At 60.3% G+C, this 13,480-nt stretch carries 10 protein-coding genes; 5 read left to right on the top strand and 5 right to left on the bottom strand.

Annotated elements, in window-relative coordinates:
- Window positions 1-141 precede the first annotated feature (141 nt).
- Window positions 142-1,440 (top strand): guanine deaminase, encoded by a 1,299-nt coding sequence (gene guaD, locus ACYVG7_RS12435; protein ID WP_460883416.1) that lies wholly within the window; start codon window positions 142-144, stop codon window positions 1,438-1,440.
- A 126-nt stretch (window positions 1,441-1,566) separates the two neighbouring features.
- On the opposite strand, the gene ACYVG7_RS12430 is transcribed toward guaD, so the two are convergent.
- Both ACYVG7_RS12430 and ACYVG7_RS12425 read right to left on the bottom strand, forming a co-directional pair.
- Complete coding sequence (locus ACYVG7_RS12430; RefSeq protein WP_460883413.1) at window positions 1,567-1,878, bottom strand: DUF3861 domain-containing protein; 312 nt, start codon at window positions 1,876-1,878, stop codon at window positions 1,567-1,569.
- 13 nt (window positions 1,879-1,891) lie between these two features.
- A complete protein-coding gene (locus ACYVG7_RS12425; protein ID WP_460883412.1) occupies window positions 1,892-2,461 on the bottom strand; it encodes a PadR family transcriptional regulator in 570 nt (189 codons plus the stop codon).
- A gap of 337 nt (window positions 2,462-2,798) precedes the next feature.
- Between ACYVG7_RS12425 and ACYVG7_RS12420 the strand changes: the two genes are divergently transcribed.
- Window positions 2,799-4,760: an acid phosphatase gene (locus ACYVG7_RS12420; RefSeq protein WP_460883411.1), complete on the top strand. Its 1,962-nt coding sequence runs from the start codon at window positions 2,799-2,801 to the stop codon at window positions 4,758-4,760.
- 567 nt (window positions 4,761-5,327) lie between these two features.
- Here ACYVG7_RS12420 and ACYVG7_RS12415 read toward each other — a convergent pair.
- Window positions 5,328-6,824 (bottom strand): histidine-type phosphatase, encoded by a 1,497-nt coding sequence (locus ACYVG7_RS12415; protein ID WP_460883415.1) that lies wholly within the window; start codon window positions 6,822-6,824, stop codon window positions 5,328-5,330.
- 118 nt (window positions 6,825-6,942) lie between these two features.
- Window positions 6,943-7,854, bottom strand: coding sequence for a LysR substrate-binding domain-containing protein (locus ACYVG7_RS12410; protein WP_460883410.1), 912 nt, complete (start codon window positions 7,852-7,854; stop codon window positions 6,943-6,945).
- 121 nt (window positions 7,855-7,975) lie between these two features.
- Between ACYVG7_RS12410 and ACYVG7_RS12405 the strand changes: the two genes are divergently transcribed.
- Window positions 7,976-9,295 (top strand): family 4 glycosyl hydrolase, encoded by a 1,320-nt coding sequence (locus ACYVG7_RS12405; protein WP_460883409.1) that lies wholly within the window; start codon window positions 7,976-7,978, stop codon window positions 9,293-9,295.
- Window positions 9,296-9,502: 207 nt separating this feature from the next.
- Here the strand turns inward: ACYVG7_RS12405 and ACYVG7_RS12400 are convergent, their stop codons facing one another.
- Window positions 9,503-10,270, bottom strand: a complete 768-nt coding sequence (locus ACYVG7_RS12400; protein ID WP_460883414.1) for an AraC family transcriptional regulator — start codon at window positions 10,268-10,270, stop codon at window positions 9,503-9,505.
- Window positions 10,271-10,370: 100 nt separating this feature from the next.
- On the opposite strand from ACYVG7_RS12400, the gene ACYVG7_RS12395 reads away from it, so the two are divergent.
- Together ACYVG7_RS12395 and ACYVG7_RS12390 are read left to right on the top strand one after the other, a co-directional pair.
- On the top strand, window positions 10,371-11,573 hold the full coding sequence (locus ACYVG7_RS12395) for an MFS transporter (RefSeq protein ID WP_460883408.1): 1,203 nt from the start codon (window positions 10,371-10,373) through the stop codon (window positions 11,571-11,573).
- A 1,056-nt stretch (window positions 11,574-12,629) separates the two neighbouring features.
- The gene (locus tag ACYVG7_RS12390; RefSeq protein ID WP_460883407.1) at window positions 12,630-13,331 is read left to right on the top strand and encodes a DGQHR domain-containing protein; all 702 of its coding nucleotides are present in this window, start codon (window positions 12,630-12,632) and stop codon (window positions 13,329-13,331) included.
- The last annotated feature ends 149 nt before the right edge of the window (window positions 13,332-13,480 follow it).

Here is a 13,480-nt window from a genome sequence, read left to right as displayed (position 1 = left end):
TTTTGGCGATTAAATCAGATCACAAACGAAGCCTTTTTTCTATCTATTTCAATTGGTTGTAGCTAAAGATCCTGTACATGATATATGTCTATGAACAGGATTGTTACCTCTCTTTTTGCCCTGCTCTGTCTGGGGGTCTCTATGCACACTCATGCTACTACCTATGCCTACCGCGCCAGCTTGCTGGATTTTGTCGCCGACCCGCACAATGAAAAACAGGCTGCCCGCTATCTGGAAGATGGGGTGCTGATTGTCGAGAATGGCAAAGTGGTCGAAACCCTGGACTACGCGGCACTGAGTGCCGAGCGTCGCCAGCAGCTGACCCTGGTCGATTATCGGGGCAAGTTGCTGCTCCCCGGCTTTATCGATACCCATATCCACTTTCCCCAGACCGAGATGATCGCCTCTTACGGCGAACAGCTGCTGGAGTGGCTCAACACCTACACCTTCCCCACCGAGCGGAAATTTGCCGATGCCGGTTATGCCCGCAAGCGCGCCGATTTCTTTATCAACGAACTCTTGCGTAACGGCACCACCACGGCGCTGGTGTTTGCCACCGTGCATCCCCAATCGGTGGATGCGCTGTTTGCGGCCGCCCAGCAAAAGGAGATGCGGTTGATCGCCGGTAAGGTGCTGATGGATCGCAATGCCCCGGACTATCTGCAAGACACGGCGCAAACCGGCTATGACCAGAGCGAGGCGCTGATCAAGAAATGGCACCACAAGGGCCGTCTGCTCTACGCCGTGACGCCGCGCTTTGCGCCGACCTCGACTCCCGAGCAGTTGGCGCTGGCGGGCAAGCTGCTGGCCAAGTACCCGGATCTCTATCTGCACACTCACCTAAGCGAAAACAAGAACGAGATCGCCTGGGTCAAGTCCCTGTTCCCGGAGCGCAAAAACTATCTGGATGTCTATGCCCACTACGGTCTGACCGGCCCCCGCTCGGTCTTTGCCCACGGCATCCATCTGGAGCAGGACGAGATCGATACCCTGGCCCACAGCCACTCGGCCGTCGCCTTCTGTCCCACCTCCAACCTGTTCCTCGGGAGTGGTCTGTTCCGGCTCCATCCGCTGAAACAGGCGGGCATCAAGGTCGGTATGGGCACCGATGTGGGCGCGGGCACCAGCTTCTCCATGCTGCAGACCCTGAACGAAGGCTACAAGGTGCAGCAACTGCAGGGGGAAAAACTCTCGGCGCAGGAAGGGCTGTATCAGGCCACGCTGGGCGGCGCCCGGGCGCTGCAACTGGAGGATAAGCTGGGGAATTTCCTGCCCGGCAAGGAGGCGGACTTCGTGGTGCTGAACTGGGCTGCCACGCCGCTGCAGCAACTGCGCATGGAAAATGCCACCAGCCTGGGCGATCGCTTGTTTGCCCTGATGATGCAGGGGGATGACCGCAACGTGCAGGCCACCTATGTGATGGGTAAACAGGTGTTCTAAACATGCCGCACAGGTTGCCGCGCTTATGGCGTCCCGGGCGGGAGCGCCGGGCGCGGCAACCTATTTTCTCGTCCCTCCGGGCGCCGCTGATAGTGCCCAGGAGAGGATCCGCACCGCCCCCGAGACTCAGCCCTTCTGGCTTTCCTGCTCTTTGCGACCTGATTTCAGTGCTTTGATAAATTCACCGATATGGGGGAGCAAGCCATCAAATGGCGCGCTCTTGCGGTGGATCATGGTGACCTCGCCCAGCAATTTCAGACCGATCAGCATGGCCGAGGTTTCATCCTCGCTCAGTCCGTCCCGCTGACCCACCCGTGCCCGTAACGCCAGTAGTTCATCGTGACTACACGCAGTGAAGACCAGAGGTTCTGCCCCGGATGCGGGCTCCTGCTCTTTGCCCAGATATTCGACGGTGACCCGGTATTGATGTCGATTCATAGCCATACTCCGCTCAGCAACGTTCAATATCAAAGGCCGCCTTATCAATCGCATCGGCGATTGCCCGGAGGGTCTCTTCCGGCAAAGGGCTCTGTGCCAGACGCAGATGCAGAGCCATCTTGAAGTTCTGGATCGCCCGCTCAATCACCGGATTTTGCCGTCCACGGGCCACAGTGGAAGAAGATGCCAGGCGCTCCAGGATCCGTGCCAGTAGTGGCTCCTCGCCCGCCAGATACTGGCGTCCCTCTTCGGTGATGGCATAGAGCTTTTTACCCCCCTCCTGACTCACCAACGCCGCCAGGCCCATCTCTTCGAGCAAGGTCAGCGTAGGGTAGATAACACCCGGGCTCGGGGTGTAATCGCCACCAGTCATGTTCTGTAACCCTTTGATCAGGTCATAGCCATGCTGGGGTCCAGTGCTCAGCAGATGGGTGATGATCAGCTTCATATCTCCCTGCTCGAACATCCGTTGCCGACGCTTACCTTCCATCCAGTGGCCCTGATCCAGACGGCCGTGGCCACCATGATGTCCTTCGCCACCCCGGCCATGGCCGTGTGGGCCCATTCCTCGTTCATGTTTCATCTATTTTTCCTTGGTTATCTGTCGTTGACTCCCAACTAAGATATATCTTAGTAATATCTTGATCAAGCATTAGACAACTCGCTTGGCTGTTTTTTCCGGTCACCCTCGTCATGCTGCTGATGGGAAAGCCTGCAGGATCACCATCCCGACACACGGCTGTCATGGAATCGACACAGCCGCTTGGCAGACTCGGCCCTCGGTGGAATCGATTACCCTGAGTTTTGACTCCAGACTGCGTTCTGGACATCCCATCACCAGACACCGCCAGCCACCACCTGGGTCACCCGCCATCGCTGTGACCTCACGACTTTTTATGCTGACAAGGACTGACTTCCCCATGCATCTATTCTCCGATACGCCTGCCACGCCCTTCTCCCGCACCCTGACCGCGGCCCTGGTGCTATCCGCACTGGGACTGGTGGCCTGTAACAACTCCGACGACGACACCAGCTATGTGGCCCCGAGCACACCCGTGGGTGTGGGCTACGAAGAAACCGCCGATCCCGCCAGCTCGGTGACCGCCTATATCGATACCGGTGCCACTAACCAGCGCGGTAAGGCCTGTATGGCTACCCTGGAAACCAATGCCGGGGTGCGCGTCGCCGCTGAATTCCTGAAGATCTGGCAACCCCGCTCCCTGCGGGTGGATGCCGGGCAAACCGCCGCCGCCGAAGGAGACTGCGCCGCGGTCACCGCCTCGGATTGGGATGGTATTCCCGGCAGCGCCACCGATGGCACTGTACTCAATGCCGAGGTTCATGCCGCCAATATCCACTATGTGGAGACCCTGACCGCCGCCCGGACCAGCGAACAGGAGCTGGCTGCCTATCTGGATGATCGCCGTGGCAAGAACTTCAGCATCTCCGATGGTATGGGCCCGCTGACCAGCGCTTGGCGCGCCGGTTCCCAGCAGTTCACCACCATCACCGAGATCGCCGCCGATGCCACCACGGTCAAATATGACGACAAGGGCAACAACCGCGGCGTCGGCAGCGACAGCAACTCGGATCTGGGTCTGGCCGTCGATTTCATCGGTGCCATGAGTGGCGATGGCTCCACCGAACCCGCCAAGCGCTTCTACAAGTACGCCCGCCCCTGGCGCTGGAGCAGCCAGGTGAGCGTGGTTCCGGCCCTGGAGCCCGCCAAGAGCTCGACCCCGGCCACCGACAGCGGCTTCCTCAGTGGCCACAGTGCCGAGGCGGTGCGTGACAGTCTGGCCATGGCCTATCTGGTCCCCGAGCGTTTCCAGGAGATGCTGGCCCGCGGTCTGGAGCTGGGTGAAAACCGCATTCTGGCCGGGATGCACTCGCCGCTGGATGTAATGGGTGGTCGCATTCAGGGTACCGCCGTGCTGGCCTACAACCTGAACAAGAGCGACAACCAGAGCCTCAAAGCCGAGGCCTATGCCCAGGCCCAGAGCTGGCTGCAGGGTGAAGTGGGGGCCAGTGATGCCAGCGCCCTCTATGCCTATGCCCACTCCGGCAACAACGATCGCTTCGGCGACCATGCCAGCAACAAGGCCGATTACCTGCGCCGCCTGACCTTCGGCTTCACGCCGATTGCCGCCACCACAGCGGAAGCCGTGGTGCCCAAGGGTGCCGAAGTGCTGCTGGAAACCCGTCTGCCTTATTTAACCGCCGCCCAGCGTCGGGTGGTGCTGAAGACCACGGCGCTGCCGTCCGGCTATCCACTGCTGGATGATGCCGAAGGCTGGGGACGCCTGAACCTGTTCGCCGCCGCCGATGGTTATGGCGCTTTCAACGGCGATGTCAGCGTGCTGATGGATGCGGCTCAGGGTGGCTTCCATGCCGCCGATAGCTGGAAGAACGACATCACAGGCGCCGGTCTGCTGAGCAAATCCGGATCCGGCAACCTGACCCTGAGCGGCGCCAACAGCTGGAGCGGTGGTACCCTGCTGATCGAAGGCACCCTGACTGCGGCCTCCAGCACCGCACTGGGAACCGGTGATGTCTACCAGCAAGGCGGCACTTTGGCGGTCACCAGCCCGCTGCAGCTCGGCGGCAACTATACCCAGCAAGGCGGCAGCACCCTGCAGTTGCAACTGGGCAGCGCCAGTGCCGGACGCCTCACCATCGGCGGTAAGGCCACGCTGGCCGGAACCCTCGAGGTGCAGTTCACCAGCGGCTACCAACCGGCCGTCGGCGACCCCCTGCAACTGCTGCACAGCACTCAGCGCCATGGCACCTTCAGTGCTGTCACCGCCAGCGGTTATCAGGTCACCCCGCTCTATACCGCAACCGGTGTCCAGCTGCGGATCGACGGCAAAAACTCCAGCTAACCCGATCACGACAACCAGTCACCACAACCATCACCACCGACCACGGGAGCCCATCTGGGCTCCCGTTTTTATTGGGCTCGATGCCAGACTCAGACTTCAGGAGCCGGGAATAGTCAACAGCTACGGCGATTGGCTGCGGGTCAGATGTGCGGCGTCGGGACAACTTGACGCCGACACGCCGTGGATCCGTCCATGGAGGCTCAAAGGCATCGTCCCTGATGCCTATGGTCGGCTTTCAAGTTATCCCGCCACCACATCATGCTCAGTTCCATGAGCAACCCGAATCCGGAATCGAGCTCAATAAAAAGGCTCTGTCCCAGTGAGCGGTTGGAAATGAAGAGGAGTGGAGTCTGGGCGAATAGCAGACCCTGGGTGGCAGGGATGCCACCATCGAGTCGACAGGGATCTCTTCACGACGTGTCTGCGGCTCGTCCAGACTCAACGACCAGACTCCACGCCCATGCCCGAGTTTGTCCAGGCAACACATCACCGGGATAGCGCCATAAAAAACGGACCCACCTGTGAGGGTGGGTCCGTAACCTTGGCGCACGAGCTGGCGAGGAGCTCTTAACCAGCGTAGGCGTAGCAGCGTTTGAGCTCGGCGAAGTCATAGAAGAAGCTGCCAGCCGCGACCGGTTCACACCCGGCCTTGAACGCCACTTCCTTCTCGTTGTAGAGCATCTTCACCAGCACTTGACTGTCGCTATTCTGGTAGACATCCCACTGAATATTGGCGGCATAGGGTGACACCCAACCACCGCGCCATTCGTTGTTCTCCTGGCTCATCAGGGTGCCAACTTCGGCGCCCTGACGGCTGCCGACCAGCTTCATCAGCGCCACCAGCGGGATTATGGTCTCGGCATGGGCGAAGCGCAGCTTGGCGACATGGCTCTTCTGACCCTCCACCACCTGGGTCTGTACCTCATTGAACAGACCATCGAGCAGCGACTGGGCTATATCATAGGTGACAGTGCTGTTGGCAAAGCTTGGGCCCTTGTCGTAGAAGTCCTCGGCATCGGAGAGGTAGGAGAACCAGGCCGACTCTTCCGGCGTCAGGTACTTTTCCAGATCCCAGGCTTCATCGCCCTGCGCCTCGGCTTCCCGCACCATGCCGGGGCCAATGATAAACAGGTTGTAGAGCATCAGCGCCGCATCCACCTCGTCGTGGACATAGGTCTTGCCACCATCTTCCGGATTGATGGCGACAAACTCGACGCCGCTGGCCAGATAATCGACAAACGCCTTGCTATAAATGCGCTCCAGCATCTGCCGCGCCATCACCTTGGTCTTCGGTAGCGCCTTCAGTGCCTCCTGGGCGGCCGTCAGTTCGGGGGCTGATGCCACGCCCTTATCCTCGTCGCCGATAAAGCTCTGATAGGCCTGGTAGGCAGGCAGATATTTGGCGTCGGCGGGCTCGGTCTTATGGAAGTAGAGCTCGTTTTTGTTCGCCAGCTTCTTGTCGATCTTCGAGGGGTCGCTCTGGGTGATATAACAGTCGGCGCTGTCGGCGACATAGTTGACCTTGTTCTTCAGGCTCTGCATGAAGTAGTAGGCGCTCTCGTTGGCGCGATCCTTCCCCGAGGTCTCGACCTTGAGGCAGTGCGCGCCGTCACCTTCCAGCAGGGTCGGCAGCCGATTAGCCAGGCGGGTCGCCAACTGGGCGTGCTCCTCCTTGCCGATGACGGTCAGCAGGCCGTAACCAAGCTTCTCGTTGGCGGCGGTCACCAGATCCACCTTGTGGCCCAGGGTCTGACCGAGCGAGGTCAGGGCGCCTTGACTGGCGGCCTCTTCCCACACCAGCTTGGTCAGCACGTCATACTTGGGGCTGGAGAGCGAACGCGAGCCGTGGCGTGCCACCAGCTCGGTGAACACCGGCGTGAAGCCCGCCGGAGCAGCCTGATAGGTGGCGGCATCCTGCTTGGCGGCATACACCGCCTTGGTGCTGTACTGGTAGTCGGTGATGGCCGGGGGGGTCGGCGTGTTGGTCGTGGTGTGGCTATCGGAGTTGCAGCCAGCAAGCAGCGCCAGCGCCACAGCGGTGGCAACAGCGGAAACAACAATCATGGGCTTCATAGTCATCCTTGCACTCGTGTTCAATCAAGATGGGCGCCAGCCTAAGCAGGCCAGATGACAGTCACATGACACCAGCATGAAGAGTTGCAGCAGGGGGCGCCAGGACGAGTCAGCGAGCAGCCATCTGGACTACCTCTTGCCGCAACCAGTCGACAAAGGCCCGCACCTTGGGGACATCCACGAACTCCCGACGCGTCACCACGTGATAGCCCAATCCCTGGTGGTAGGTGGTATCGAACGGGAAGATCAGCTCGCCACGGGCTACCAGATCCCGCGCCAGCTGATAGCGGCCCATGGCCACGCCGAGACCGGAGCGAGCCCCGCTGATGGCGGCGTCGTAGTGGGTAAAGCTGTAGTGGTGGCGACAACTCCCCTCATCGATGCCAGCCGCCGCCAGCCAGCCCCGCCACTCGCTGCGCGGATCGCTCTGGGGGATCGACTCCACATCGTGCAACAGCAGGCACTCCGCCAGCTGATCCGGTGCCTCGAGCAGCCCCATCTGCTCGGCATAGGCCGGGCTGCAGACCGGCATCAGCACCTCATCCAGCAGCGGCAGGCTGTCGAGCCCCGGATAGTGGCCATCGCCGTAGTCGATCCAGAGATCGGCCGGATGCAGGGCAAAATCCACCCGGCTGCCCTTGGATCTCAGATGCAGACTGAGTTCAGGATGGAGCCCATAGAACCCCTTGAGCCGGGGCACCAGCCAGTGCTGGGCAAAGGTCGGCGTGCTGCCGATCTCCAGGCTGCCACGCAGCGCCTGGTGGCGAATGTCCTCGATCTCGTGGCAGACCGAGCCGAAATGGCGACTGACCTGGCGGTAGAGTCGTTCCCCCTCCGGTGTCAGAGCGATGCGCCGGGTCTGCCGCACGAACAGCTGAAAGCCCAGCTCCTGCTCCAGTTTGCGGATGCGGTGCGACAGGGCGCTCTGGGTCAGGTGCAACGCATCGGCCGCCTCCTTGAAGCTCAGGCACCCGGCGATCTGGGCGAAGATGTGCAGGCTGGTGAAGCTGGAAAACGACATAGCGCCCTCATGGGTGAATTTTTCTCAATCATGGTCCACCAAAGCTCATTTGTTAAGGCTGCCGTAGCGATTCATGCTGAGAACAGAGCAAACAAATTCATTCATCCGCAGGAGAGTCCCGATGAAACGCTACCATCTCACCATAGCCGGCGGCGGCGCCACCTATACCCCCGGCATCGTCAACGCCATCCTCAACGCCCGTGATGTGCTGCCGCTGCGCAAGCTGGTGCTGCTCGACAACGACGCCGAGCGCGTCGCCACCATGGGCGGCTTCATCCGTCTGCTGCTGGCCGAGAAGGCCCCCGAGGTCGAGCTGGTCATCACCACGGACCGCCAGGAAGCCTTCACCGGCATGGAGTTTCTGTTCGCCCAGATCCGCAGCGGCGGCCTGGCCATGCGGGCACAGGATGAGCAGATCCCGCTGCGCCACGGCGTGGTCGGTCAGGAGACCTGCGGCCCCGGCGGCTTCGCCTTCGCCCTGCGCTCGATCCCCGACATGCTGGCCATCGGCGAGGATGTACGCCGCTACGCCCCCGATGCCTGGATCCTCAACTACTCCAATCCGGCCGCCATCCTGGCCGACCTGTGGCATAAGCGTTTCCCGGAGCTGAAAAGCCTGTTCATCTGCGACATGCCCATCGTCATCGAGCTGCTGGTGGCCGCCACCCTCGGCTACCCTCACCGCGATCTGGCCTTCGAGTACGTCGGGCTCAACCACTTCGGCTGGTGGCGCCATATCTGGAACCCGCAGGGAGAGGATCTGCTGCCCAAGTTGCGCGACCACCTGCTCTCCGAGCGGCCGCTGACCCTGTTCCAGGATGAGCACGTCAACGCCGACTGGGTACCGACCTTCGAGCGGCTGCGCAAGAGCATGCGCCTGTTCCCCGAGTTTTTGTCCAACACCTACCTGCAGTACTACTACTTCGGCGAGGAGATGGTGGCCCACGAAGACCCGCACTACAGCCGCGCCAACCGGGTCATCGATACCCGCGAGAAGTCGGTGTTCGACGAGTGCCGCCGCTGCATCGCCATCGGCAGCGCCGCCGACAGCTTCCTCTGTGCCGGGGTGCATGGTGACTTCATCGTCGACCATGCCCGCGCCATCCTCACCAACCAGCCGTTCCGCACCACGGTCAATGTGCCGAACCGCGGTCTGGTGCCGGGCTTGCCAGCCGATGCCATCGTCGAGGTGCATGGTCAGGTGACGGCCCACGGGGTCGAGGCGTTCGGGGTCGGCGAGTTGCCCCACTTCCAGCGGGCGCTGATGGTGCAGCAGAACGCCTATGAGCAGCTCACCGTCGAGGCGGCGCTGGAGGGCTCCTACACCAAGGCGCTGCAGGCGCTGACCCTCAACCGCACAGTGCCTTCCGCCGATGTCGCCAAACGGCTGCTCGACGATCTGCAGGCCGCCAACCGCGACTACTGGCCGGTGTTAAAATAACGAGCCCATCGGGCCCAATGCCAGTCAGTTAGCGAGGGAGAGATAGCCTTTTGAGCCAACCGTTGGCGGCAGGGATGCCGCCATCGAGCCCCCAGGGAAGGGTTTACGGCGAGTTGGCGAGAGAGGTTGTCTCTCCCGAACCTCTTAACTGACAAGCATTAGCCCATCGGGCCCGTCCCCTGCGGGCCTGACTCGCCACAGAGTGGACTAGCGGTAGAACAGGCTGGGCGCCACGCCCAGCTCGCGCTTGAACATGGCACTGAAGGCACTCGGGCTGGCATAGCCGAGTGCCAGTGCCACCTCCAGCACCGATTCGCCCCGCGCCAGGCGCTCGCAAGCCAGCAACAGACAACACTGCCGCCGCCACTGGCCGACGGTGAGCCCGGTTTCGCGGATGAAGCGCCGCTGCAGGGTACGCACATCCATCGCCAGCTCGGAGGCCCAGGCCGCCAGCGGCCGATTCTCGTCCGGCTGCTCGCGCAGGGCGCGGCACAAGCGCTGCAGGTTGGCCGAACTCGGCTCGGGCAGCGCCAGCGCCAGGCTCGGCATGCGCTGGATCTCGTCCAGCAGCAACTGCACCAGGTGGCCGTCGCGGCCCTGTTCGTCGTAATCCAGGGGCAAGCCGATGGCGGCGAGGATCAATTCGCGCAGCAGCGGCGAGATGCCGACCACGCAGCACTCGGCGGGCAGACCCGCCAGCTTCTCGGCGCGGATATAGACGGTGCGCATCAGCACTTCACCGAGCATGACGGTGCGATGCCAGACCCCAATCGGCACCCAGATGCCCCGCGTCGGCGGCACTATCCACTGCCCGGTGTCGGTCTCCACCAGCATGACCCCCTTCACCGCATACAGCAGCTGGGCCGTGGGATGACAGTGGCGCGGCGCCTCGGCACCCGCCTCGCGATCGAAGGCGCGGGCCACCACGGGGGCCAGGCCAACGTCCTGCTGATGATCGATCCCGGATGGCAGCATCATTTCTGTCCTTTTTGCGACGATGATTGCCGCATAGTAGCACGAAGGACAATCGCGAAACTGATACCATGCCGGAGATCACCCAGACCAGAGGTTCCCCATGTCATCGACTCTCGCGTCCCCCGCCCAGGCGGTTGGCGATACCCGTTACAAGGTACTCGGCGCCATCAGCCTGTCGCATTTTCTCAACGATCTGCTGCAGTCGCTGATCATCGCCATCTACCCGCTGCTCAAGGGCAACTACGATCTGAACTTCACCCAGATCGGTCTGCTGACCCTGACCTACCAGACCACGGCCTCGCTGCTGCAGCCGCTGGTCGGCCTCTACACCGACAAGCATCCGCAACCCTATTCGCTGGTGGTCGGCATGGGCTGCACCCTGCTGGGGCTGTTGTTGCTCTCCAGCGCCCCCACCTTCCCGCTGCTGCTGCTCGGCGCGGCCGTGGTCGGCATCGGCTCGTCGATTTTCCACCCTGAGTCCTCGCGCGTGGCGCGGATGGCCTCCGGTGGCCGCCATGGTCTGGCGCAATCCATCTTCCAGGTCGGCGGCAATGGCGGCACCGCCATGGGCCCGCTGCTGGCGGCGCTGATCGTGCTGCCGCTGGGCCAGAGCAGTCTGGCCTGGTTCTCGGTGCTGGCCCTGCTGGCCATGGGCGTGCTCTACAAGGTCGGGCAATGGTATAGCCACCAGCAGCGCAACCAGCCGAAGGGGCAGGTGCGGCCCGTCAATCCGCTGTCGCGCGGCCGCATCGCGGCGACCATAGGGGTGCTGCTGCTGCTCATCACCTCCAAGTATTTCTATCTGGCCAGCCTGACCAGCTATTACACCTTCTATCTGATGGAGCAGTTCGGCGTCAGCGCCCGCTCGGCGCAGCTGCACCTGTTTGTGTTCCTGTTCGGCGTCGCCGCCGGAACCGTGCTCGGTGGGCCGATTGGCGACCGCATCGGCCGCAAGCAGGTGATCTGGTTCTCCATCCTCGGGGTCTCGCCCTTTACCCTGCTGCTGCCCCATGCCGATCTGTTCTGGACCACCATCCTCTCCTTTGTCATCGGCTTTATCCTGGCCTCGGCGTTTTCCGCCATCCTGGTATATGCCCAGGAGCTGATCCCCGGCAAGGTGGGCACCATCTCCGGGCTGTTCTTCGGCTTTGCCTTCGGCATCGCCGGGGTCGGCGCCGCGATACTGGGCAATCTGGCGGATCACTACGGCATCCGCACCGTGTACGAGATCTGTGCCTGGCTGCCGTTGATGGGGATTGTGACTGTGTTTTTGCCGGACTTACGGTCACCCCGGAAAGTTTAGGCGGCCTCCCGCCGCCGTTTGGCCACCCAGCAACGGGGTGGCCTCGCGCCTCGGGTCTCGAATCAGGGTTCTGATTGGTCCGTTCCGCCTCGCCAACCATGACGATCTGTCCACCTGCGGCGGACGAGGCGGCAAGGGGGCATAAGGCCAAGCCCCCTTGACCCCTGGCCTTTGGCGTATGCCGACTGTCGGGAAAGCCCCTCGCTCCGGGCCGCTCTCCACCGGCCGGGAGCCACACGCCATCCCTGGCGTGAAGCTCCCTCTCCCGGTCATCCTGACCGCTCACCGCCTACGATCCCCCTCCCCTCGGCCCAACAGACGGCTCGGGGTTTCTGCGATCCGGCCAAAGGCAACTCCGGCGCGGGTATCTGCGATATGAGCTAGCGCTCGTCAGGTAGGTTGGCTGCTGAGCTTGCGAAGCCCAACGTTTACCGCGCACGGTCCATCGCAGGGTGCGTAAAAACCGTAATAGTTTGATTTTGTTGGTCCGTTTCCGCCCCATCCGCTGGGGCGATTTGCCAACCTGCCGTTGGCGGGGGCGGACCAAGGGGGAAAAGGCCTCCCCCTTGGCAATCCCGGGCCCAGGTTTATGCCGACTGCCGGGAAAGCCCCTCGCTCCGGGCCGCTCTCCACCGGCCGGGAGCCACACGCCATCCCTGGCGTGACGCTCCCTCTCCCGGTCATCCTGACCGCTCACCGCCTCCGCTCCCCCCTCCCCTCGGCCCGACAGACGGCGCCGGGTTTCTGCGGTCCGGTCAAAGCAACCAAAGCCAGCAAAAATGTGAACCCACCCATGTGAATCCATTTTCCCCAGCAGGCAAAGTGCGGTAGCGTACGGAATAAGACAGCTAAATTTGCTGTCAACTGTTGTAGCTATGATGTCAATGGGTAACATATTTCCCATTATGTCGGCCTTGGGATGATTTGTAATAAATCCATTTACATTTGGTGCTACATTGTTTAATTGAGATGGCATTCGCATGAAAATGCAGGGAATTATAATTACTGACTCATCGAGTTGGCACTTATTTGAAGCGATTAATTAAGGATTTGACAATGGACGAACCAATTAAAATTAGCTTTAAACATCTGAAGGCAAGCTTTGGTGAAACCCCTACATACACATTCACCATGAAAGTCAAAGATGTTGTAACCATCTATTATGTTGCAGTGCGAGGAGTAGACAAAGAAGAAGGGGCGGTGCAACGAGTACTCAACAAAAGACGTATTAGCGACATAAAAGAGTTTATATTGGGTGGGCACACGTTTTTCAATTCGTTTATATTAAACTGGACCGATGACAATTATAAACTTGCATTTGATGATGATAATATAATATTGCCTATAGTGAATTCGTCAGCTCAAGTTATTGATGGGCAACATCGTATAGCAGGATTTGAAGCTGCAATGGATGAAGATGAATCCGTTGGTGAACGAGATATTATTGTCACTCTTTGCGTTGGCTTGACCACACCTAAAGCCGCTGAAATATTCCTCAATATAAATACAGAACAAAAACCAGTACCAAAAAGCCTTATGTATGACCTATTCGGCGAAGTTATTGATGATGAAACTCACGCGGTAAACAGGTCCACAGATATAGCGAGATATTTAAACGAAGACCCTGACTCGCCGCTTTATAAGCTGATAAAATTCCCTGGCTCCCCACGAGGGGTTGGAAATATTGAGCTGTCAACTTTTGTCTCGTCAATAAAGGAGCACTTGAAACCTGCCTGGTGGAACATTTGGAGTATATAAGCTGACAACACTCGATCATCAAAAACTAGTCATTACTAATTTTTTCAAAAGCATAAAGAAGTTTTATGCATATTCCCACGCATGGCGATCGCTCAATAACATTCATGCCGATCACGTAATAACATCCATGCCGATCACTCAATAACATC

Source organism: Pseudaeromonas pectinilytica, assembly GCF_054780855.1.
This window is presented reverse-complemented; position numbering and strand designations above follow the sequence as displayed.